The organism is Thermoplasmata archaeon, assembly GCA_035632695.1.
Lineage (GTDB): Archaea > Thermoplasmatota > Thermoplasmata > RBG-16-68-12 > RBG-16-68-12 > RBG-16-68-12.
The window spans coordinates 1-21773 of sequence record DASQGG010000085.1 but is presented as its reverse complement, the minus strand read 5'-3'; the positions used below and the strand labels follow the sequence as shown (position 1 = coordinate 21773).

Sequence of the window (21773 nt, the reverse complement as noted above, 5' to 3'; positions counted from 1 at the left end):
AGTTCTTCCCCGTGAGCCGATACGTCCTGTGGGGCTACCAGTTCAAGAGCGTCGCGGCCCTCGGACCCATCCTGGGGCCCTTCATCGGCATCACGTTCGGGTGGCTCCCCGCGCTCCTCTGGATCATCGGGGGGAACTTCTTCATCGGCTGGCTGCAGGACTATGGCGCGCTCATGCTTTCCGTGCGGCGGGAGGGTCGGTCCTTCGGACCCATCACGTACGAGTTCACGGGCGCCTCGGGTCGGCGGAACCTGCTGGCCTTCGTCCTGTTCTACCTGATCATCATCTCAGCGACGTTCATCGCCCTGATCGCGGCGTTCTGGCAGGCGTACCCGGGGACCTTCATGGCCACGATGGGGATCTTCGTGGCGGGCATGATCTGCGGCCAGCTCCTCTACCGCTACAAGGTCAACGTGTTCGCGGTCACGATCCTGGGGCTGCTCATGGTCGTCGGGAGCATCTACTTGGGCGTGCTCGTGCCCATCTCGCTCAGTGGCGGGTCAGGCGTGCTCTCCGTGAACCTCGGGTTCTGGGCGCCTGCCGTGTGGGCCCTGATCTGTCTCGTGTTCCTCGCACTGGCGGCGATCCTCCCCACCCCCGCCTTCGTGCAGCCCACGAACTACCTCGCCTTCTATCCCGCCTACGCGGCGATCATCTTCATCCTGATCGGCGCCGTGATCACGCCGTTCACGAACGTGACTGTCCAGATGCCCGCGGGGCCCATCTTGTTCGACTCCCTCCTCGGGCCCATCTGGCCCATCCTCTTCGTCGCGATCGCGTGCGGCGCGATCTCGGGATGGCACAGTCTGGTCAGTTCGTCGTCGACCTCAAAGCAGCTGGACATCGAGACGGATGCCCTGCCGGTGGGCGGCGGTGCCATGCTGTCCGAGGGCCTCCTCGCTCTCGCATCCCTGATCGCGTACATGGTCCTCGCACCCTCGTGGTTCACCGGCCACACAAACGTCGCGTCCTGGGTTCAGGGCGCCTACGTGCTCACGTCCCCGTTCCTCGGAGGCCTCACCCAGCCTGTGCTCACGACCTTCTTCGGTCTCGTCCTGGTGATCTACGCGATCACGGTCCAGGCTCTCGTGACGAGATTCTTCCGCATGGTCGCCTCGGAGACCTGGGGCGAGGGTCGGTTCCGTCCTCTGGGCAACAAGTACGTGGCCACGGGCGTAGGCCTCGGGGTGCCGTGGCTGTTCGCGATCAGCGGCAGCTGGTGGGCCCTCTGGCTCTACTTCGGTGGCGCGAACCAGCTCCTGGCCGGGCTCGCGATCATGCTGATCACGATTCACCTGGCGAAGGTCCGGGCGCCTACGAAGTACTCGCTGATTCCGGGGGTGTTCATGGTCGTCACGACGCTGGCCGCGTTGCTATGGGAGACTTGGATCTTCGTCAGCGCGGTCATCCTGTACGCGCAGGGCAAGATCGCGGCGAACATTGGAGGCGTGCTGGGCAACGTCCGCGCGCCAATCAACACGGCGGCGAACGCCGTGTGGGCGCTCGCCGTGAACGGCGTCTTCGTCGTCGTCGGCGCGGTGCTGTTCCTGGTCGGACTCTCGATGGCCATCAAGCTCTTCCGGAGCTACAGCCGCAGCATGGCGGAGGCCAAGGCTCCTGAGGTGGCGGCCGCGGACGGAGGCAAGCCGGAGAAGTAGGCGGCGCGACGCGCGCAAAGCCTCAAGAGAGACCGGCGGTACTAGCGGAGGTCAGGAGCGGAGCGAGATGACAGACTCGACGGACGCCGGCAAGAAGCCCAAGGGCCGCGGCTCGAAGGTCGCCCGGAACGTGAAGGGCGTGCTCTACGGCATGGCGGCCCACGGCCACGTGACCGCCGCGCTCCGGACCCGGATGCACCTCGAGCACCTGTTCATGTTCATCACCCTCGGGGACATGCTCGGGGTGCCCGTGATCCCGCCGTACTACTCCCTCCGGATCCTGCCGTACGCGGTCCCGAACATCAAGGCGTGGAAGCAGCGGGTGTTTCGAGAGCGAGACTTCACGGACAACGTGTTCTGAAGGGAGTCCGATGGGCCTCGAGTCGTTCTTCGAGCAGAAGGGAGACAAGGGGATCGTCATCTTCGCGGGGAAGGGAGGCCTCGGGAAGACCACGTGCAGCGCGGGCCTGTCTCACTACATGGCCTCGAAGCGCGGTCGCCGCGTGATGTGCTTCTCCACGGACCCCCAGGCGAGCCTGAGCGACATCTTCGACCGGGACATCTTCGGGAAGGGGACGATTCAGGTGATCCCGAACCTGGACGTCGTGGAGATCGACGCCGACAAACGCGTTGCGGACTACCAGGCCGAGGTGAAGCAGAAGATCCTCACGATGTACGGCCTGACCGAACTGCCGCAGGAGATCGAGGAGTACATCGACTCGACGTCCGCCGAACCGGCGATGTACGAGTCGGCCACGTACGACGCGATGGCGGACCTTGTGGCGACCAGCCACCACGACCTCTATGTGTTCGACATGCCGCCGTTCGGCCACGGCGTGCGCATGATCGCCATGGCGGAGATCCTGAGCAAGTGGGTGGGTAAGATCACGGAGGCGCGAGAGAAGGCGCAGGAGTACGAGGCGATCGCGGCCACCCTGAAGGGCGGGAAGGTCTCCGAGGACGAGGTCCTCCGCGAGCTGAACGACATCCAGGCCAAGATCACCCGCTTCACGGACCTCATGGTGGACCAGAAGCGCACCTCGTTCTTCATGGTCCTGATCCCGGAGCGGATGGCGATCCTGGACACGGAGCGGGCGCTCCAGATGTTCGACGCGCTCGGGCTGCAGATGGCGGGCCTCATCGTGAACCAGGTGTACCCGCCGGAATTGCTCGAGGCGAAGGGTGAAGCGGGCGAGTTCATGCGGAACCGCGCCCAGAGCCAGCAGAAGTACCTGGCCGAGATCAAGTCCAAGTTCGGCTCCAAGGTGGTCGCCGTACTCCCCATGTATCCGAAGGAGCCGCGGGGTCTGGACATGATTGCGCGGGTCTCGGAAGACCTCATGCACGGGCCCGGACTCTAGGAGGGGAACGATGACGACTCTGCCCGAACTCCTGAAAGACCGAACCAGTCTCCGGTACATCTTCACGGGCGGAAAGGGTGGCGTGGGGAAGACCGTGTCCGCGGCGGGCCTCGCCTACCACTACGCCGAGGACGGCGAAACGGTCCTCCTGGCCTCCCTGAACCCCGTGCACTCCCTGTCGAGCCTGTTCGGCCAGGACCTCTCCGGCGGCAAGGTGCGCGCCGTGCAGGGGACGAAGGGCGTGCACGCGGTCGAGGTCGAGACCACGGAGGTCGTGGCCAAGTACCGCGAGTCCATCAAGGGTCGGGTGAAGGAGTTCCTCAAGTGGGCGGACATCCCCCTGGACGCGCGGCCGTTCATCGAGATCGCGACGACGAACCCGGCGTTCGAGGAGAGCGCCATGTTCGACCGAATGGTCGACTACATCCTGACGGAAGGCGAGTCCTACGACCGGGTCATATTCGATACCGCAGCCGTGGCCAACGCGGTGCGGCTCATCGGGCTGAGCAAGATCTACGGCCTCTGGCTGAACCGGATGATCGATTCGCGGAAGGAGGCCCTCTCGTTGCGCGTGCAGCTCTCCTTCCGCAAGGAGAAGATGATCGAGGAGGTCAAGAAGGACCCGCTCATGGCGGACCTGATCTCCATGAACGAACGCTTCGAGAAGGCGAAGACCGTCCTCGTGGACCCGGAGCGCACGGCCTTCTTCTTCGTCACCCTGCCCCTGGGCCTGCCCATCGCGGTCGTCCGGCGGTTCATCGGGATGGTCCGGAAGTTCAACATCCCGGTCGGCGGCGTGATCGTGAACGAGATCCTGCGACCTGAGGTGGCGCAGATGGCCGGGGCGGGCGACTACCTGGTGAACAAGTACCAGGAGCAGCTGGGTTACATGCGGACGCTCTACCGCGACCTCGGGCCACTGGTGGTCTCTTACATTCCGCTGTACCCGTCCGAGGTCACCGGCACGGACGCCGTGGCCCGCGTGTCTTCAGACATGATGAACTACACGCCGGCTTTTGTCCCCGAGCTGGCGAGCACGGCATGAACCCGCCGGCGACGCGGGACCACGTGATCGCGGCCACGCACTTCGTCCTCGGGCCTACGAACTTCCTGGTCCTCCGCCTCCCGGGGAACTGGGATCTCCGGATCGGGCGCAATCCTTCGGACATCGACTACATGGTCGAGTTCGACGGCGTCCGCTGGGCCCGGGAAGGCCAGGCCACCGCCTTCCTGATCGACGAGAAGGCGAAGCGGGCCATGGAGCTCGACGTGCGCACGGCGAAGGGGGCCCTCCGCGCGCCGGCCCTCGAGTCGGTCCAAGAGGGGTCCTGTGAGATCGGGGGGCATCCGGCGACCTACCGACTCGGAGAGACGCGGCTGGGCTTGCGCAAGAACAAGCCGTTCCACGTGCTCCACGTGACGTACCGCTGCGAGGAGACCCGTCGAAGCATCACCATGAAGTTCCTCGCCCGCTCCGAGCCGTCGGAGCTGGCCGCGCTCCTGCCGGTCATGGCGGGGAGCCGCTGCCACTAGACGTCAGCGCCTCCGCGAGATGCCGGAGCCCGCCGAGGATGCCTTTCAGGCTCCCAGGGGCCACGCCGACGGACGCCGCGATCCCGGAGTCGCTGCCCGCGGTCACATGGAGTGCCGAGAGATTCTCGAGGAGCCCCGGGTCGAGACCTTTGAGGAACGGTTCCACGAATCTCTCGTGGGAGGCGGACACGGACCACTGCCGGCCGCCGAGCTCCAAGGGGGACCACGATTGCGTCGCCCGGAGCCGGCGTCTCCCGATGCGGCTCTCGGGATCGACGAGCTCGAAGGCGAACTTCGGGGTCCGGCGGAGGGACGCCTCGATCACCGCGGCGTCCCGGCGTCCCTGGGCCAGGCCCAGCCCCCAGTTCAGCGGCATCTCCCGCGGCAGAAGCGTGACGACCACGGCCAGGTCCCGCAGGGGCGGGTTCGCGCCCTCCGTGGTCATGCGGAACGCCGTGGTCCCGAAGGGTTGGACCTTGGAGGTCCCCCCCTGCGCCAAGAGCGCGTCCCGGAGTTCGTTCGCCAGGCGCCGTGCGTACCGGCGGTTCCAGATGCTCCCGGCGAAGTACCACACGATGAAGACGACCGCGATGCCCAGGACGGCGATCAGGCCCGGGTCCAGATCCGCCACGCTACCGGAAAGACCGTTCGGGCTGTAAAGGCTCGCCTGCGGAGCCGTCCAAACGTTTATGCGCCGTCAGGAGTCCATGGGTGGCGAGGGGGTCTGTGAGCCGCTGGAGACGCGCCGCCCGCATCCTCAAGGAGATGCTGTGGGGGCTCTTCTTCTACGAGCTGTACACGGAGCAGATGAAGCTCCGGATGCGGTACAACGACGCGGTCAACCTGCTCGTCTTCTCCGAGCAGCTCGGCATCCCGCTTATGAATTCTTACGTCTCCATGCGGCTCCTGCCCTATTTCGTGGGGCAGCTGGAGGGCTGGAAGCGCCGCGAGGTCCGGGAGCGGGATTTCCTGGAAGAGGCGCCCGACCTGCACTAGTCCCGGGGACCGCGATTCCGCCGTCGTGGACGGTGCCGCACCGCCAGCAGTCCGTCCGGGCGATGCCGTTCCAGACCGCGCAGGCGGGGCAGAGCCAGCGGCGGTCGAACGGGATATGCGACGGTAAGAGTGGATCCTGACCGTAACCGGCGCCGCAGCTCCAGCAGGTGTCCCGATCGAGCTCATTCGGGACCTCGCAGGCCAGGCAGGTCCACGAGTGCGTGGAGACGCTGAACGAGCGTACGCGATGGGAAATCCAGCCTGCGATGGTGACGATGCTCGAGAGCGCAGACGCGACGAACGCCGGGAAGCCCATCGGGCATCACGTCTTCGGGTTCTCCCGCTTAAACCCTCGGTGAAGGCTATCGCGGATGAGTCTTGAACCGGGCCGCGCGCGGACCCGATGCGCATTCCGCGCCCGCGTGAGATTCCTTATCCTCGCGCGCCATGACCGGATGTGGTCCGCCCTCGCTACGAGCTCCCTAACGGCCTCCGGCCCGCGGCGCTCGCCGAGCGGCGCCTGTTCTACTCGCGGCTCATGGACTACGACGCCGCGGAGCGCTGGTTCGCGTCGTTCCCGGGGGAGCGGCTCTTCGCCCTGATCCTGGGGCGCCATTCGGGGATCTATCCCCGGCGCTTCCGCTCCCTGAAGAACATCTCCCTCCTCGTGGAGGACGCCCGCACGGTCCGGGAGCTCCGGCCCTACCTGCTCAAGTATCTCCCGGAGGGCGTGTACTACGACCGGAACGCCTACCTCTCCGTGGACGGAGCGCGGCGCGACGGGCTGGACTACGCCCACGCCTGGCGGAGCCACTGGGTGCGCGGGCAGGAGCTCGCCTTCGACCTGGACCCGGAGAACCTCGACTGCCCGATTCACGGCGATATCACGGCCAAGATGCGCCGCCACCAGGGGCTGTCCTTCTGTGACTGGGAGTTCGAGGAGACGCGGCGCCAAGCCGCGGAACTCCACGATGCCCTGGCCCGGGAATGGTCCACGCTCTCCGTGGTCTACTCCGGACGAGGATTCCATGTGCACGTCCTCGATGAGGACGCGTACGCCCTGACGAAGACCGAGCGGACCCGCATCGCGCGCCGCTTCGGGACGCGGTTCGCCCTCGACGAATGGGTGACCACGGGGGAGATGCGTCTCATCCGTCTTCCGTACTCCCTGCACGGCATGGTGTCGCGGATCGTGGTGCCGGTCCCCCGCAATGCCCTGGAGGACTTCGGCTATGACGATGCTCGAACCACGCCCGCGTTCCCGCGCGGATGACTACTTCCGGGCCCGCTTCTCCTTGCGGCCCGAGTAGTAGGCCTTCTTCTTGGCGGCCTTCTTGCCGCCCTTCCGCTTGGTCGCCTTCTTGGGCATTCGCCAGGGGCAAGGCGCTCTGAGGATTCAATCCTTCGCAGCGGACGGAGGGTCCCCTCCGACCGATGCAGTCATGATCAGAAGAAGCGTGGGCGCCGATCGCGGCGCGACCATGGCCCACCTAGTGCTCGCACGTGCACGCGTCGTCGGCCTGCGACCGGCTGGGCTGAGCCGTGAGGATTACGGCCGCGCTCGCGAGCACATCGCACGGATGATCCGCAGTCTCGACCGGGTGGGCAGGGGCGTGTTCGGAGGCTTCGCCGCCGAAGTGGACGGCCGCCACGCCCGCGCGGAGCGGCGTGGGGTGTGCGGGGGTTGCCGCTGCGCGGGTTCGGCCCAGGACCGAGGTCAGCCACTGACGGATGCCGCCCGTTCGCGAGGCCGGTTCGACCTCGGCGGGGAGGGTCCAGGCGAGGCTGTCCGCAGCGTGCTCGAGGCGTGCGTAGCGCAGGGCGTCCTCGGTCTGCGAAGGGCTCAAGCAGGCGGGAACGCGGTAGAGATCGGACGGTCCCCTCATCGGGTCCACCTCCGAAGCGCCTCGAGGTCGAGGAGGTTCCGCCTCGCGCCCACGGGTTCACGATTCACGCGGTCTTTTGTGCGGATGTTACGCATGTTTTTGTCACCCCAATGTCGGTTTGGGTAATACAGACGCCGACTATTAAAACTATCGATTGTCCGACCCAAACGGTTATATGTAGGTCTACAATATCTATTGAGTAGGTGGGTATGGCATGCGGTCCTTCAAGGTGATCAAAGACCCCGAGGCGTTCCAGCTCCTGGCGGACGAGACGCGACGGCGAATCATCTATCTCCTCCGGGCCAAGGAGATGACCGTCGCGCAGATCGCCGAGGAACTCAAGCTCACGCCGCAGGCCATCTACCACCACATCCGCAAGCTCAAGGACGCCGACATGGTCGAAGTCGCCAGGGAGGAGCGGGTGGACCACTTCATCGAAACGTACTACCGCGCGACCGCCGAGATGTTCAACATGGCCCACGGGCAGAGCGGGAGCGAGAAGGTGATGGAGGAGGAGACCCGCGAGGCGCTCAGTGCGCTCGACAAGGTGGGTCTCAAGGTGGAGGTGGACGCGGAACTCGTTACCAAGGTCGTCGAGCTCATGAAGAACATGAAGGAGCCCGGATCGACCACGCAGTGGACGGAAAAGGTCAACGAGCTCGACGACCTAAGCTTCCTCTCCAAGCAGGCCCTCCTCGAGTTCATCACGCTCATGGCGATGAACGACAAGGAGTTCGAAACCTTCCTGAAGTGCTACCGCGAACTGCGGAAGACCCTGCGGTCCACCCTCCAGGAGCCCATGGCCATCGCCGTGAAGTCCTAAAGGCTCCTCCCGTCGTTCGGCGGCGACACGCGTATGGGCCGGGCAAGCCTCCGGGTCGGGCATGAAGGCTCGATTCCGGTACACGGGCATCCGCGTGCGCGACCTGCGTCGTTCGCTTGCCTTTTATACGAGGTTCTTTGGCATGGAGATCATCGGCCGAGGGACGATGCCGCACGGCGGGAAGTACGTCCACCTGCGGACCCCGGGGTCCCAGCAGCGCCTTGAGCTGAACTGGTACCCGAAGGGCAGCCGGTTCTACACGCCCTACCGGCGAGGCGAGGAGATGGACCACCTGGCCTTCGTGGTCCCGGACGTGCGCGTCGCGTACCGCGAGCTGGTTCGAAACGGGGCTCGGCCTGCGGTGGACCCGGCCCATTCCGAGGGCACGGAGGTCTACGTCAAGGATCCGGACGGGATCTGGATCGAGCTACTGCAGTAGCCCCAGGCGCGGTGGCCGGGCCTCCGTCGCCGGAGTTAGGCCAACCTGAAATCCGGAGTCCTGCTCGGAGCAGCCGCGCGGAATGGAAGCCTCTTATACCGCGAGCTCGTGATACGTCCAATGACCGAGTCAGATTCCAATCCTCCCCGGCGCATCGAAGCGATCCTGCCCAGCCGCGAGACGATCGAGGGTGCGGGTGTGCACCTCCGCCGCGCGTTCGGGTACTACGAGGTGCCGCGCCTCGACCCCTTCCTCATGCTCGATGACTTCCGCTCCCAGAATCCTGCCGAGTTCGTCGCGGGATTCCCCTGGCATCCGCACCGCGGGATCGAGACGGTCACCTACATGATCGACGGCTTCGTCCAGCACGAGGACAGCATCGGCAACAAGGGCGTCATCCGGGCCGGGGACGTCCAGTGGATGACCGCGGGCAGCGGGATCATCCATCAGGAGATGCCCAAGCACCTGGACGACGGGAAGATGGGCGGCTTCCAGCTCTGGGTGAACCTCCCTGCGGACCACAAGATGATGGACCCACGATACCGGGAGGTCAAGAGCGGCGTCATCCCCCAGTTCGAGGCCGCGAAGGGCGTGACCGTCCGCGTGATCGCCGGCGAGGTCCACGGAGTTCAGGGACCCGTCCGAGACATCGTCGTCGAGCCCGAGTACCTCGACGTCCGGATCGAGCCCCATGGCGCGTTCGAGCATTCGATCAAGGAGGGCCACCGCGCCTTCGCGTACGTACTCGGTGGCCGCGGGCGGTTCGACGAGGACAGCGGGGAGATCGTTGACCACGAAAACCTGATCCTGTATCGGGATGGGGACCGCGTGCGGATCGAGGCGATGGATCAGCCTCTCCGATTCCTCCTCGTGTCCGGCAAGCCTCTCCACGAGCCCGTGGCCTGGTGGGGACCGATCGTGATGAACAACCGCCGGGAACTCGAAGCCGCGGTCCAAGAGTTCCAGAACGGGACGTTCGTCAAGCAGGGCGCCGCGGTGGCGTGAGCGCCGGGCGTGCAACCGCGGGACCTTTCGGCGTACCGACGGGCCCGTACCCGAAGCGAGGGACAACTCATTTCATGGGCGGGTTCGGCGGCGGAGGCAGGTAGCGAACCCGGCGTCGACGACCCCGCACGATGAGGAGCACCGCGGCAACGGCTGCAAAGACCACGACGAGGAGGAGCAGGAGGAACAGCGTGGTGGTGTCCATCCCAGCGAATCCGCCGCTCCCTGCGTTCGACACGGTGACCCGCTCCGTGGCCGTCGCGGAATTGCCTGCGGCGTCAAAGGCGACCGCGGTCAGCGTGTGTGCGCCGTTCGTGACGCCCGCCGTGTTCAGGGGGAATGTGAAGGGCGCGCTCGTCACGTTGGCGACCGGCACGCCGTCCACGAGGAACTCCACCCGGACCACGCCGACGTTGTCGGAGGCGGTCGCCTCCAGGGTGATCGTCCCGGAGACGTTCGCCTTCGCCGCCGGCAGGACGAAGGCCACCGTGGGCGGGGTGGTGTCCCGGACCGTCACGGTCATCGTGGCGGAGCCCGTGTTCCCTCCCGTGTCCGTCACGGTGAGCGTGACCGTGAACCTCCCCGCGTTCCGGAAGAGGTAGGATGGGGTGGCGCCGTGGAGAACCCGGGGCGACCCGTCCACGAAGGTCCAGGTGTAGCTCGTAATGCCCGTGTCGTCCGTGGACCCGGCCCCGTTGAACGTTACCGTCGCGCCCTGGTTCACGGTCTGATCCGGTCCAGCCCGCGCGACGGGCGGGATCGTGTCCGCGGCAACCTGGAACAGGGTGACGGCGCGGCCGTAGTTGGACCCCGCGTCCCAGGCCTCGAGGAGCGCCGCATAGCTGCCGCCCGGCACGGCGGTCCCGACGGACGCCGACAGGCTCCCGACGCGGAAGCCCGGGGCGGACACCGGGACGCTGCCCAGGACGGTCTGGGAGGTCAGGTTCACGAGGAGACCGGTCGCCGCAGGCGTGAACGTGGAGGTCGGCTGATCTTGGGGACCGAAGACCCCGTAGCCCGTGGACACGTACAGGAGACTCCCGGACCGGATATCGAACAGGGCGGCGGCGTACGTGGGAATGGTCAGCGACGCGTTCGTCCACGTGCCGGACACCAGGATCTCGTAGGCGCCCCAAGGCGCCGCGGTCCACCAGGTGGAGCTGGTTCCATCGGACAGGCGGGCCACCTGCATGCGGGTGTCCCATGTCGACCGGACGACCTGCGTGTGGGGACCCGTCGCGGTCGTGGACACGGAGCTGTCCGGGAGCATTCCGAGGTCCAAGAAGGTGCCGTTGCCGCGGGAGGTGGCCATCTGGAGGAGTACGGACAGGTGAACATGGTCCGGGCTCGTCTCGTTGATGTCCGCGGACGGCGCGGTGGGGTTGCCGAGCCCAACGTTGACCGCCGGGGTCGCGGTGAAGTTCGAGATCTGCGGTGGGGTGGCGTCCGGCGTGATCGTCAGATTCACCCAGATCGTGCTGCCCGCGGACGGGTTGACCGCCGCGGTCGCTGCCGTATAGCCGTACGCGGTTGCGCGCAGGGTCTGGGGCGCTGGCATTACGGCGAACGAGTAGTATCCTGTGCTGTTCGTGTAGCCGTACAGGTATGCGGGCCCGTAGCCCATGGTGCGCACGAGCGCCGCGGAGACTCCGCCGCTCGTCAGGGAGTTGCGCACGTATCCCTTGACCGTGACGTTCGTGTTCAGGCTGGGATAGAGAGCGATCGAAAGGGACAGGGACGTGGACACGGCTGGAACCGCGCCGGACCAAGTCTGATAGCCCGTGGCCCATGCGTATCCGGTGAGGCTGAGTCCGGCAGGGACCGGAACCGTGGCGATGCCCGACGCGCTCGCGGTGGCGAAGCTGGAGCCGATGGTCCAGTACATGGAGACCGCTGCACCCGCGATGGGAAGACCCGTCGTGGCGTCCGTGACGTTGGCCACGATCTGGGCGTTCAGCCGCTCGAGGGTGATGTTCGCCCACGTGGTCGCGTACGCCGTCGTGGTCACGTAGAGCATGGCGCCTACGTAGGGCGCGGCTCCGTACACGCGCAGCGAGACGGCAGGGCTCGGCGGCAGGACGAAGCTGTAGAGGCCCGTAGCGTCGCTCGTGGCGCCGGCCGAGTACCCGGACCGGACGTCGGTGGCGTACACGTACTCGTTGCCGAGGGGCAGGCCTGTCCCGCCATCGAGCACGTACCCCTTCACGGGAGCTACAATGGGCCAGAGGGTGATGTTGACCCACTGGACCCCGGTGACGAAGAAGAATGCATAGGCGGTCCAGGATGTGAAGCCCGGGGCGCTCGCGGCCACGTAGTAGTCGTCGACGGGGACCGGGACGGCGTATGCGCCGGCTGCGGAGGTCCGCGCTTGATCGTAGTAACCCGAACTCCAGAACGGACTCACGACGACGAGGGCGTTGCCGATCCCGGCGCCCGTGAGCCCGTTCATGACGGACCCGCGGATGCGGCTCGTCAGGGGAATGAGGTAGAGGTTCAGGGCGGTTTGCCCGGGGAAGGTGGCGTAGGCCGTCGCGGAGTACGGCGCGTAGGCGAGGGCGTCGCCCACGAGGGCGATCGTCCCAAGGGGTGTGTGGAGCGAGTAGCGGCCCGTCGCATTGGACACCGTGGACGCGAACTGCTGGCCGTTCACGGAGGCCGTGACGGTAGCGCCCGGGATCGGTGTGTAGTTCGTGGAATCCTCCACGGTGCCGTTGATCCAGTAGGACAGCGTCATCGTCGTCATGGTGAAGTTGTACCAGATCGAGCTGCCCGCGTTGGGGTAGAGGTAGGAGTGGCTGTACGGGACGTAGCCCGTGACGCCGTCCGTGCTGAGGACGTACGTGGCGGGGACGAGGTCGATGCGGTAGTAGCCCGTCGCGTTGAGTCCGCTCGAGTTCGTGTACGGCGATCCGTAGTAGAAGTAGGCCGTGCTCATGACGACGCGGCCCACCGTGATGCCCGCGTTCGTGGCGCCGTCCGTAACGTAGCCCTGGATGTGGGCGGATCGCGGGGACGCGGCGGTTAGGGACACATTGAACCAGGTGGTCAGGCCCGACCCCACCCCCGCGGACGTCGCATTCGCCGAGTACGCGGGGGCCGACACGGTGACCGTGTACCGGTGGTTCGGCAGGGCGATCGCGTAGTAGCCCGTCGCGGTCGTGGTGGCCTGGAAGGTCCAAGGCAGGTCCGTGGCTCGGATTTGCACGAGGGCGCCGGGGATCGCGGTGCCGCTCGCGTGGTCGGTCACGTAGCCCTGGAGGGTGCCGTCCGGGCCCGAGGCCGCCACGAGCCCGGCAGGGATCACGAGGACGGCCACGAGAAGGGCAGCGGTCACGGAGACGTAGCTCGAGACGGTGCGCAGGGACGAGGACGAGGCCCGCATAGGGACGGCCGCCAGGGCGAAGTGCCCGAGTGTGCAGCAGTCGTCGGGGGGTCGGTTCTTAAGCGCTCCGCCAAGATTATCGCCGCAGAAAACGGATCCTTGGCGGGGTTTCGACCGGCCCGTCCCGCCCCGGCCACCCAACGAGGAGACGCGGGTCCGTCGCAGGCCGTGCTGGACGTGTCACGTGCCCGCCATGCCTGGTCTAGGCCGTGCCTGCACGCCATAAGCCTTTTCCCGGGTCGCGGTCTCCCGGCATGAGTACGGAAGGGGATGACATGGCTGCCCGCATGAAGGCCATCCGGGTTCACTCGCGCGACGGGCCGAAGGCGATCGTGTACGAGGATGTGGCCGTTCCGACCGCGGGCCCGGGCGAGGCGCTCGTCCGTGTCCATGCGGTGGGCATCACCCCGACCGAGTTTACGTGGAACTCCACATTCACCACGTCGGAGGGCAAGGATCGACTGCCCAGCATCCCGGGCTTCGAGGTCTCGGGGATCCTGGAGAAGCCGGGCGCCGCGATTACGGGCCTTCGCACAGGCGAGGCCGTGTACGGCCTGCTCAACTTCTGGCGGGACGGCGCCGCCGCGGAGTACGTCGTGGCGCGGGCCGCGGACCTCGCGCCCAAGCCCGCGTCCCTGGACCACGTCCAGGCGGCCGCGGTGCCCTTGTCCGGTCTCACCGCGTGGCAAGCCCTTTTCGACCACGCGGGGCTGGAGGCGGGACAGCGGGTGCTCATCCACGGAGCCGCCGGCGGGGTGGGGACCTACGCAGTGCAGCTGGCCCACTGGCACGGAGCCCACGTGATCGCCACGGCGTCCGCTCGGAACCATGCGTTCCTGCGCGAGCTCGGCGCGACGGACGTCCTGGACTACAACGCCGCGCGCTTCGAGGATCGCGCGCGCGGGGTGGACGCCGTGATCGACACGGTGGGAGGCGAGACGCTCGAACGATCCTGGGGAGTGCTGCGCCGCGGGGGTGTCCTCGTCACAATCGCGGGTGATGCGCCCGAGGAGACGGCGCGCACGCACGGAGTCCGTGGGGTGTCCATGCTCGTCCAGCCCAGCCGGAGCCAGCTCGTCGAGCTCGGGCGGCTCCTGGACGCTGGGACGATTCGGCCGGTCGTGGAGGGCAGCTTCCCGTTGGCGAGAGCCCGCGAAGCCTATGAGCACGGACTGCTTGGCCACAACCGCGGCAAGACCGTGCTGCGCGTCGTTGCGTGAAGAAACGGCACGAGCGTGGGAGCATGAGCCAGACTCACGGGTGAGGGCATGACCGTCGGGTCATCGCAGAGGGCCAAGGCGAACCGCTTTCGCGCGCTGCACCACACGGACCGCCTCCTCGTGCTGCCGAATGCCTGGGATGTGCCCAGTGCGAGGGTCTTCGAGGACGCCGGGTTCCCGGCGATTGCCACTTCGAGCGCTGCCCTGGCGGCGTCCCTCGGCTATCCCGACGGCGAGCGGATTCCCAAGAAGGAACTCTTCTCGGTGATCCGCAGGATCGCGGGAGTGCTCCAAGTCCCTCTCAGCGTGGACGCGGAGTCGGGCTACGGTGAGAGCTTGGATCACCTCAAGGCCACGGTGCGGGGGCTCATCGCCGCCGGTGCGGTCGGACTGAACATCGAGGACACGGTACGCGCCGAAGGCCGGTCCCTGCGGCCCGTCAGGGAGCAGATCGCCCGCCTTCGCACGATTCGCGAGGTCGCCGACTCCCAAGGAGTCCCCGTCGTCCTCAACGCGCGCACGGATGCGTACACGGTAGGGACGCGCGGTGCGAGCGCGAGACTCGATGAGGCCATCCAACGAGGAAAGGCGTACGAGGCCGCGGGCGCCGATTGCCTCTATCCGATGGGGCTCGTTGACCGCGAGTCCATTTCGACCTTCGTGAAGGCCGTGAAGGCCCCTGTGAATGTCATGATCCGCAAGGGCCTCCCCTCCGTCGCTGAGCTCGAGCGCATCGGTGTGAGACGATTGAGCCTGGGTCCGGCTGCCATGTACGCGACGATGGGCCTCTTGCGCCGCGCGGGTCACGAACTCAGGGAGAAGGGCACCTATGAGAGCCTGACGACCGGAGCCATCAGCTTCGACGAGCTCATGGCCCTCGCCGCGCCTGCGGATCGATAGCTCCCGGTTCTGCGACGCCCGAGGGTTTCACCGTCCGTGAATGGATCGGGCAGGGCACGAATCCGACTCCGCTGCGCCTTCGGCCTTCCGTACACAGCCGGTGCAGGCCTGAACGCTGTCATTCGGGTCGAGGTCTTTCCCGTCCTCTTCGTGCAAGGAGGAAGATCCCGATGAAACGCACGACAAGGCCGCTGGGAGACCCGCCGCAGAGTACCAAGGGGTTGGCTCCGCGATGAATTGATAACATGTGTTCCCCGCGCAGAAGGAGTCACTTCCGGTCCGGAGGTAAACGTTGACCCAAAAGTCCAACGCCCCAAGCGCCGTGAGGATGGCTCCGACGACCACGGCCTTGAGCTCAATGCCGCGAAGGGCGTCCCCTCGACCACCCCTGTCCTGCCCTACTGACGGCTAGGGACTGAAGGCTTTCAGTTGGTTTCGCGGACCAGAGCGGTCTGACGGCCTGAGCTTGAGACGCGGGGACTTGGCGTCACCTCCATCGCGGCATCGCGCTTCCCCCCGAGGACCTGACCGGTGCCCCCGCACGCGCGATCGTCTCTCCATGATGAAGTGGACCGGATGAGATTTCAACCGCGATCCCCATCCGCTCCAACCCGAACCGAAAGCGAGCGGGTCACAAACGTCCGCTAGGGCAAGAATCCGGGGGGCTTCGGGAGGTCGAGGTCGTACCTCGGGAATCCCGGCTCAAGCCTCCTTGGCAGACGGATGCCGGCGCGCTTTGCCAAGAGCCAGAACTCGTCCTCTGTGACTCCTCGGCGGCGTTCTTCCCTCTCCCGGAAGAGCTCGATGAAGGCACGGGCGTCCATCTTGGACTTGCTCTCTGAGTATTCCTTGATGAGTTGCACGAGGGTCTGGACCTCCTCCTTGGATGCCTCGACATCCATCGATTTCAGTCTCTCCAAGACCGAGGCAGAGCCCGTGTGCTTGCCGTAGATGAACTGCCGCGTGCGGCCGATCCGCTCAGGCTGGATGGGCTCGTACGTGGCCGTGTGCTTGATGACACCATCCGCATGGATGCCCGACTCGTGGCTGAACGCATTGTAGCCTACGACCGGCTTGTTCACGCCGACAGGGACGCCGCTCAAGATCTCCACGAGGCGCGAGACCTCGTACAGCCGCGAGACGTCAATTCCCGTCCGGTTCTCGCAGAGAGCCTCCAAGGTCATGACGAGCTCCTCGAAGCTTGCGTTCCCCGACCGCTCCCCGAGACCGTTCACGCACGTGTGCGGTACCTCGACGCCGGCCTCGACCGCCGCGAGGCTGTTCGCCACTGCGAGGCCGAAGTCGTTGTGGCCGTGGAAGGAGAGCTGGACCTTGTGGAACCGTGGCTTGACTTGCTCCAGGAACCAGCGGATCCCGACGGGCGTCATCACGCCGACTGTGTCGCAGAGCACCGCGCGGGTCGCGCCGGCCTCGATGCAGGCGTTGTACAGCTCGACGACGTAGTCGAGGTCCGCGCGGAACGTGTCCTCCGTGACGAAGGACACCTTGAGGCCGTGGTCCTTCGCGTACTCCGTCTCCCGGACCGCGGCCTCCTTGACCTGCTCGCGGGTCATGTTGAGTTTGTATTTCAGGTGCAAGTCGGAGCAAGCAATGAAGACGGAAACCTCGTCCACTTCACAATCGATGCACGCCTCGACGTCCTTGCGAACGGCTCGGGCCGCGGCCATGATGGACGCGTCCAGCCCGGCGTTGGCGATGGTCTTTACGCCGCGGGCCTCCTCCTTGGAGACGACCGGGATGCCCACGTCCATGAGGGGGACGCCCATGTCGTCCAGGAGGGTGGCAATCTGGAGCTTCTCCTCCGGGGTGAAGGCGACACCGGGGGTCTGCTCCCCGTCCCGCATGGTCTCGTCCCAGAAGAGGACCTTCCCCGGGACGTTCGAGGTCAGACCTCGCTCGACCAGATAATTGTGAACGAGGTGCTCGTCCTCCATGACGGCCCTACTTCCCCTTGCCCGGTCAATGGCCCGGGGGGGCTTGAATCCTCGCCTGACCCCGAGGTCGCGAAGCATGAGGGTCCGGGGCTCCCTCGGTCCCGCGGGGGACGACACCCCGCGACCCGCGAGTCTCCAAGCCGTCGATAAGCCTATGACGTCCCCCCGCAATGGCGGACGAGGAGAACGGGAAGCGTGGCCGCAGGGAGCAGGTTCCTCCGGGTGAACGGCGAGGACCGAAAGGTCACCGCGCCGGCACATCGGACCCTTCTGGAGGTCCTGCGAGAGGACCTGGACCTCACGGGCACGAAGCACGGCTGCGAACTCGGCGAGTGTGGGGCCTGCACAGTCCTGGTGGACGACGAGCCTTACCTCTCCTGCATCACCCTCGCGGCGGAGGTCGAGGGCCGGGCGATCACGACCATCGAGGGGATTGCCCGCGCGGACGGAACGCCCCATCCGCTCCAGGTCGCCTTCGCCGACCTTGGCGGCGCGCAATGCGGCTACTGCACCCCCGGGATGATCATGTCCTCCCTGGTTCTCCTGAAGACCAACCCGTCGCCCAGCGACGACGAGATCCGAGCGGGCCTCGCCGGCAACGTGTGTCGGTGCGGGTGCTATCCGAAGATCCTCCAGGCGGTCCGGGACGCTGCCGAACAGATGAGACTCGAAAGGGCGCGCGCATCGAGAGGCAGGAGGGCAAGTTCGAAGGGCGCGGCGCGCGGGGCGCATGTGCGCCGGTCGAGGTGAGGGGCCTATGTCGGACGAACTGAGCGTCATCGGGAAAGCGCTGCCCAAGGTCGATTCTTTGGGGAAGACGACCGGCCGCGCTCGGTACACGGAGGATCTCGTCCTGCCCGAGATGCTGTTCGGCCGACTGCTGCGAACTCCTCACCCGCACGCCCGCATCCGCCGGATCGACACTGGCCGCGCGCGGGCCCTGCCCGGCGTTCGAGCGGTCCTTACCGGGCGGGACCTCCCGACCAAGTACGGCATCCTGCCGTCCAGCCAGGACGAGACGGCCTTGGCCGAGGACGTGGTCCGCTACGTCGGGGAGCCCGTGGCGGCCGTGGCCGCCGACGATGAGGAGACCGCGGAACGGGCGCTCGGGGCCATCGATGTCGAGTACGAACCGCTTCCGGCGATCACGTCGATTGAAGAGGCCCTGCAGAACCGCACCGTCCGCATCCATGACCAAGCGGACGGCACGAACATCCACAAGGCGGTGAACCTCGAGTTCGGCGACGTCGCGGGAGGGTTCGCGCGCGCGGACCACATCCGCGAGGACGTGTTCTTCTATGAGGGCAGCAACCACGTGGCCATGGAGCAACACGCCGTCCTGGCATCGGTCGAGGCGGGTGGCAAGCTCACGGTCTGGTCGTCCACCCAGGTGCCCCTCTACCTGCACGGCGCCCTCCAGAAGGTCCTCGGCCTCCCGGCCAACATGGTTCGGGTCATCGCACCGCCCGTGGGTGGCGGGTTCGGCGGGAAGAGCGACATCTTCTCCCACGAGATCGTGGCCGCGAAGCTCGCGATGGTCACGCAGCGGCCGGTGAAGATCGCGTGCTCCCGAGAGGAGGTGTTTTACCTGCACCGCGGTCGGCATCCCGTGCTCATGAAGATCCGCACGGGTTTCACGAAGGAGGGCCGGATCACCGCGATGCACTTCCGATCGATCCTGGACGGCGGCGCCTACGGCAGCTACGGCGTCGCGTCGACGTACTATACGGGTGTGCTCCAGCCGACCACATACCGGATCCCAGCCTACAAGTTCGAAGGGGTCCGGGTGTTCACGAACAAACCACCGTGCGGTCCGAAACGGGGCCACGGGACACCGCAGCCCCGGTTCGCCCTCGAGACCCACCTGGACAAGGCCGCCGAGGACCTCGGCCTCGGCCCCGAGGAGATCCGCTACCGCAATCTCGTCCGCCCCTTCTCGATGACCGTGAACCACCTGCGCATCACGAGCTGCGGGCTGAAGGAATGCATGGAGCAGGTGCTGGCGGCGTCGAAGTTCCGGGAGAAGCGCGGGCACCTCGGTCGCGGGAAGGGAATCGGGTTGGCGGTCAGTGCCTACCTCTCCGGCGCCGCGCTCCCGATTTGGTGGAACGAGGACCCCCATTCCGAGGTCGAGGTTCGCATCGAGCCGTCCGGCCACGTGGTCGTGTCCTCCCTGGCGAGCGAAATCGGCCAGGGCTCCACCTCCATGCTTGCCTTCATCGTGGCTGAGGTGCTCGGCCTCGAACCCGGGGAGATCGAGGTCGTTGTGGCGGACACCGACCGGACGCCCACGGACCTTGGGAGCTACTCGAGCCGCGTGACGTTCATGGCCGGGAATGCCGCCTTGTCGGCGGCCACGAAGGCGAGGCAGGTCGTCTTCGACGTGGTGGCGGGAAGACTCGATATTCCGACGGAGCGTCTGGTCGCGAAGGGTCGGCGCATTGGCGACGCGTCGGACCCGCACCGCGGCTTCACGTGGCACGACGCGATTGCGGCAGCCGCGAGCGGCGGCCCCATCACGGCGATGGGGTCCTACAAGCCGCCGAAGCTCGCGGGCCCGTACAAAGGGTCGGGCGTCGGGCCCTCGCCCGCCTACAGCTTCTCCGCGTGCGTCATCGAGGCGACATGCGACACGGAGACGGGTTTCCTGACCGCGGACCGGATCTGGCTTGCCCACGATATCGGCCGCGCGATCAACCTGCGCGCCGTCGAGGGCCAGATCGAGGGCAGCATCTGCATGGGGCTCGGGGAGGCGCTTCTCGAGCAGCAATCGTTCCGCGGCGGGCTGCTGAAGTCCCCCTCGATCCTCGAACAGAGGGTGCCCACGATCCTCGAGATGCCCGAGATTCACACGTTCCTCGTGGAGACCGTGGACCCGGAGGGCCCCTTCGGCGCCAAGGAGGTGGGCCAGGGGCCGCTTCTCCCGGTGGCCCCCGCCCTGGCGAACGCGCTGTACGATGCCGTCGGCGTGCGGATCGACGAGGTCCCCATGACCCCGGACAAGATCCTGCGAGCCCTCGAGGAGCAGGGGAGAGGCCACGAGCGGCCCCGCGTCGGCCCTCGAGGATTTCCGGACCTCCCGCTTACGAAGGAGCCGCTGAGGGTACCGCCTCCGGCCGAGGATACCGTCATTCCCGGGAGGGTGGTGGGGTAATGCTCCGGCTAGCGCAGTTCGACCTCCACGCGCCTCGCACGCTCGACGAGGCCGTCCGGCTCATCGCCGAGTCGGATGGGCAGGCCGCCTTCGTGGGCGGCGGCACGGACCTGTACCCCGCGATGAAGCGTGGGCTCGTCGAGCCCAAGTCGGTCGTCAGCCTCCGCCAGGTGCGGGAGCTCCGCGGGATCCGCCGGAACCCAGAAGGCGGGTTCATCATCGGCGCGATGACGACGCTCCAGGATCTCGTCCGCGATCGATCGGTCGCGGCAGATCATCCCGCCCTGACGCAAGCGGCCGGACTCGTTGCGAATCCGCAGATCCGAGCCATGGCGACGGTCGGGGGAAATCTCTGCTCGGACACCCGCTGCAACTACTACGACCAGTCCTACCTCTGGAGGCGGGCCGTCGACTTCTGCCTCAAGAAGGACGGAGACATCTGTCGCGTCGCACCCGGGAGCACCCGATGCTGGGCCGTCTCCTCATCGGACCTGGCGCCCGTCGCCATCGCGCTCGAAGCCCGCGTGCGTCTGGCGAGCGTTCGCGGGGAGCGGGCGCTTCCTGTGCGGGCGTTGTTCCGGGACGATGGGATCGCGCACCTCGACAAAGCCCCGGACGAGATCCTGGTGGACGTGGCCCTCCCACGTCCCGACGGCATGCTCAGCACATATCTGAAGCTCCGTCGCCGCGGGTCGACCGATTTCCCGGTCCTCGGGATAGCCATTGCGGCGCGGATCGATCCCGACGGACGATGCGATCTGATCCGGATCGTGGTGGGTGCCGTGGCCCCGTCCCCCATCGAGATCGCCGAGGCGGAACGCATCCTGAGCGGGAACCGACTCACGGACGACCTCATCGAGCAAGCGGCGGAGGCGGTGTTCCGTGCGGTGAAGCCCATGGACAATACGGACCTCACCCCCTACCACAGGAAGCGGGTTGCTCGGCTGTACGTTCGCCGGGCGCTCATGGAGTTGCGGCGACAAGCCCGGACCGCGCCGTAGGTTCCCCGCGCTGCGTCCTTCCCTTCATCCGGCGCCCGCATCCGAGGAGAGGACCCGGTTGGCGGTCGCATCGGCCATCGCGACGCTGTACCCAGCGATGCGGCGAATCTCCCGGGCGATGAGCATCTCGGTGACGGCCTTCCGGACGTCCTTCGCTTGATTGAGGATGCGCAGGCTCAGGGCGTCGTCGAGGTTCCGGACGCGCGTCATGAGCTTCATGACCCGCTGGGCTTTCGAGAAGTCCGCTCCCAGGAACGCATCCACCGCGAGCGTCTGCATGGTCTGGGCGATGTCGGACATGGACCGGAGCATACGGCCAATGTCTCCCTCGATTCGACCGCGGAATCGGGCCATGTGCCGTGCGATGTAGATGCCGTGGTAGACGGTCCGATTCAAATCCCGGGCGAGGAGAGCGTACGTGACGAGTTCTCGGCTGTCCCTCACTCCGCTGGCATGGGCC

21 protein-coding genes are annotated in these 21773 nt (G+C 66.7%); 16 read left to right on the top strand and 5 right to left on the bottom strand.

Features of this window, described 5'->3' with window-relative positions:
* The 5 genes from VEY12_06285 to VEY12_06265 form a co-directional block, all read left to right on the top strand.
* Positions 1–1658, top strand: a 1658-nt coding sequence (locus VEY12_06285; protein HYM39736.1) for a carbon starvation CstA family protein, incomplete at its 5' end; no start/stop codon positions are given.
* Between the two features lie 151 nt (positions 1659–1809).
* A complete protein-coding gene (locus tag VEY12_06280; GenBank protein ID HYM39735.1) occupies positions 1810–2019 on the top strand; it encodes a hypothetical protein in 210 nt (69 codons plus the stop codon).
* A 10-nt stretch (positions 2020–2029) separates the two neighbouring features.
* Positions 2030–3019, top strand: coding sequence for a TRC40/GET3/ArsA family transport-energizing ATPase (locus VEY12_06275; GenBank protein ID HYM39734.1), 990 nt, complete (start codon positions 2030–2032; stop codon positions 3017–3019).
* Between the two features lie 10 nt (positions 3020–3029).
* On the top strand, positions 3030–4064 hold the full coding sequence (locus VEY12_06270) for an ArsA family ATPase (GenBank protein ID HYM39733.1): 1035 nt from the start codon (positions 3030–3032) through the stop codon (positions 4062–4064).
* Complete coding sequence (locus tag VEY12_06265; protein ID HYM39732.1) at positions 4061–4552, top strand: hypothetical protein; 492 nt, start codon at positions 4061–4063, stop codon at positions 4550–4552. The genes VEY12_06270 and VEY12_06265 overlap by 4 nt, the downstream gene beginning before the upstream one ends.
* On the opposite strand, the gene VEY12_06260 is transcribed toward VEY12_06265, so the two are convergent.
* Positions 4527–5183, bottom strand: coding sequence for a hypothetical protein (locus tag VEY12_06260; protein ID HYM39731.1), 657 nt, complete (start codon positions 5181–5183; stop codon positions 4527–4529). The genes VEY12_06265 and VEY12_06260 overlap by 26 nt on opposite strands.
* Positions 5184–5278: 95 nt before the next feature.
* Here VEY12_06260 and VEY12_06255 point away from each other — a divergent pair, with 95 nt between their 5' ends.
* The 3 genes from VEY12_06255 to VEY12_06245 all read left to right on the top strand — a co-directional run bounded on the left by VEY12_06255 (position 5279) and on the right by VEY12_06245 (position 6821).
* The gene (locus VEY12_06255; GenBank protein ID HYM39730.1) at positions 5279–5548 is read left to right on the top strand and encodes a hypothetical protein; all 270 of its coding nucleotides are present in this window, start codon (positions 5279–5281) and stop codon (positions 5546–5548) included.
* Positions 5549–5715: 167 nt separating this feature from the next.
* Positions 5716–5907, top strand: coding sequence for a hypothetical protein (locus VEY12_06250; protein HYM39729.1), 192 nt, complete (start codon positions 5716–5718; stop codon positions 5905–5907).
* Positions 5908–6005: 98 nt separating this feature from the next.
* On the top strand, positions 6006–6821 hold the full coding sequence (locus VEY12_06245; GenBank protein ID HYM39728.1) for a DNA primase: 816 nt from the start codon (positions 6006–6008) through the stop codon (positions 6819–6821).
* 217 nt (positions 6822–7038) lie between these two features.
* Here the strand turns inward: VEY12_06245 and VEY12_06240 are convergent, their stop codons facing one another.
* Positions 7039–7434 (bottom strand): hypothetical protein, encoded by a 396-nt coding sequence (locus VEY12_06240; GenBank protein ID HYM39727.1) that lies wholly within the window; start codon positions 7432–7434, stop codon positions 7039–7041.
* A gap of 214 nt (positions 7435–7648) precedes the next feature.
* Between VEY12_06240 and VEY12_06235 the strand changes: the two genes are divergently transcribed.
* The 3 genes from VEY12_06235 to VEY12_06225 all read left to right on the top strand — a co-directional run bounded on the left by VEY12_06235 (position 7649) and on the right by VEY12_06225 (position 9701).
* Positions 7649–8257, top strand: a complete 609-nt coding sequence (locus VEY12_06235; GenBank protein ID HYM39726.1) for a metalloregulator ArsR/SmtB family transcription factor — start codon at positions 7649–7651, stop codon at positions 8255–8257.
* 61 nt (positions 8258–8318) lie between these two features.
* A complete protein-coding gene (locus VEY12_06230) occupies positions 8319–8696 on the top strand; it encodes a VOC family protein (GenBank protein ID HYM39725.1) in 378 nt (125 codons plus the stop codon).
* A gap of 120 nt (positions 8697–8816) precedes the next feature.
* Positions 8817–9701 (top strand): pirin family protein, encoded by an 885-nt coding sequence (locus VEY12_06225; protein HYM39724.1) that lies wholly within the window; start codon positions 8817–8819, stop codon positions 9699–9701.
* A 67-nt stretch (positions 9702–9768) separates the two neighbouring features.
* On the opposite strand, the gene VEY12_06220 is transcribed toward VEY12_06225, so the two are convergent.
* Positions 9769–13083, bottom strand: coding sequence for a carboxypeptidase regulatory-like domain-containing protein (locus VEY12_06220; GenBank protein HYM39723.1), 3315 nt, complete (start codon positions 13081–13083; stop codon positions 9769–9771).
* A 275-nt stretch (positions 13084–13358) separates the two neighbouring features.
* Here VEY12_06220 and VEY12_06215 point away from each other — a divergent pair, with 275 nt between their 5' ends.
* A complete protein-coding gene (locus VEY12_06215; protein HYM39722.1) occupies positions 13359–14303 on the top strand; it encodes an NADP-dependent oxidoreductase in 945 nt (314 codons plus the stop codon).
* Between the two features lie 48 nt (positions 14304–14351).
* Positions 14352–15203 carry an isocitrate lyase/phosphoenolpyruvate mutase family protein gene (locus VEY12_06210; protein HYM39721.1) on the top strand — a complete coding sequence of 284 codons (852 nt, stop codon included), beginning with the start codon at positions 14352–14354 and terminating at the stop codon, positions 15201–15203.
* Between the two features lie 644 nt (positions 15204–15847).
* On the opposite strand, the gene VEY12_06205 is transcribed toward VEY12_06210, so the two are convergent.
* Positions 15848–17158, bottom strand: a complete 1311-nt coding sequence (locus tag VEY12_06205) for a homoaconitate hydratase (protein ID HYM39720.1) — start codon at positions 17156–17158, stop codon at positions 15848–15850.
* 195 nt (positions 17159–17353) lie between these two features.
* Between VEY12_06205 and VEY12_06200 the strand changes: the two genes are divergently transcribed.
* Genes VEY12_06200 through VEY12_06190 form a run of 3 tightly spaced genes read left to right on the top strand, consistent with a single transcriptional unit; the run spans position 17354 to position 21313 of the window.
* Positions 17354–17908, top strand: coding sequence for a (2Fe-2S)-binding protein (locus VEY12_06200; GenBank protein ID HYM39719.1), 555 nt, complete (start codon positions 17354–17356; stop codon positions 17906–17908).
* 7 nt (positions 17909–17915) lie between these two features.
* Positions 17916–20312, top strand: coding sequence for a molybdopterin cofactor-binding domain-containing protein (locus VEY12_06195; protein HYM39718.1), 2397 nt, complete (start codon positions 17916–17918; stop codon positions 20310–20312).
* Complete coding sequence (locus tag VEY12_06190) at positions 20312–21313, top strand: FAD binding domain-containing protein (GenBank protein HYM39717.1); 1002 nt, start codon at positions 20312–20314, stop codon at positions 21311–21313. The genes VEY12_06195 and VEY12_06190 overlap by 1 nt, the downstream gene beginning before the upstream one ends.
* Positions 21314–21337: 24 nt before the next feature.
* On the opposite strand, the gene VEY12_06185 is transcribed toward VEY12_06190, so the two are convergent.
* Positions 21338–21773: PhoU domain-containing protein (locus VEY12_06185; GenBank protein HYM39716.1), on the bottom strand; the 436-nt coding region annotated here is incomplete at its 5' end.

Excerpts from the sequence above, each read along its gene's own strand:
- VEY12_06270 (HYM39733.1), top strand. The coding sequence starts at position 3,030 with ATGACGACTCTGCCCGAACTCCTGAAAGACCGAACCAGTCTCCGGTAC.
- VEY12_06240 (HYM39727.1), bottom strand. The coding sequence starts at position 7,434 with ATGAGGGGACCGTCCGATCTCTACCGCGTTCCCGCCTGCTTGAGCCCT.
- VEY12_06215 (HYM39722.1), top strand. The coding sequence starts at position 13,359 with ATGGCTGCCCGCATGAAGGCCATCCGGGTTCACTCGCGCGACGGGCCG.
- VEY12_06190 (HYM39717.1), top strand. The coding sequence starts at position 20,312 with ATGCTCCGGCTAGCGCAGTTCGACCTCCACGCGCCTCGCACGCTCGAC.
- VEY12_06195 (HYM39718.1), top strand. The coding sequence starts at position 17,916 with ATGTCGGACGAACTGAGCGTCATCGGGAAAGCGCTGCCCAAGGTCGAT.
- VEY12_06235 (HYM39726.1), top strand. The coding sequence starts at position 7,649 with ATGCGGTCCTTCAAGGTGATCAAAGACCCCGAGGCGTTCCAGCTCCTG.
- VEY12_06275 (HYM39734.1), top strand. The coding sequence starts at position 2,030 with ATGGGCCTCGAGTCGTTCTTCGAGCAGAAGGGAGACAAGGGGATCGTC.
- VEY12_06225 (HYM39724.1), top strand. The coding sequence starts at position 8,817 with ATGACCGAGTCAGATTCCAATCCTCCCCGGCGCATCGAAGCGATCCTG.
- VEY12_06210 (HYM39721.1), top strand. The coding sequence starts at position 14,352 with ATGACCGTCGGGTCATCGCAGAGGGCCAAGGCGAACCGCTTTCGCGCG.
- VEY12_06265 (HYM39732.1), top strand. The coding sequence starts at position 4,061 with ATGAACCCGCCGGCGACGCGGGACCACGTGATCGCGGCCACGCACTTC.
- VEY12_06230 (HYM39725.1), top strand. The coding sequence starts at position 8,319 with ATGAAGGCTCGATTCCGGTACACGGGCATCCGCGTGCGCGACCTGCGT.
- VEY12_06220 (HYM39723.1), bottom strand. The coding sequence starts at position 13,083 with ATGCGGGCCTCGTCCTCGTCCCTGCGCACCGTCTCGAGCTACGTCTCC.
- VEY12_06280 (HYM39735.1), top strand. The coding sequence starts at position 1,810 with ATGGCGGCCCACGGCCACGTGACCGCCGCGCTCCGGACCCGGATGCAC.
- VEY12_06205 (HYM39720.1), bottom strand. The coding sequence starts at position 17,158 with ATGGAGGACGAGCACCTCGTTCACAATTATCTGGTCGAGCGAGGTCTG.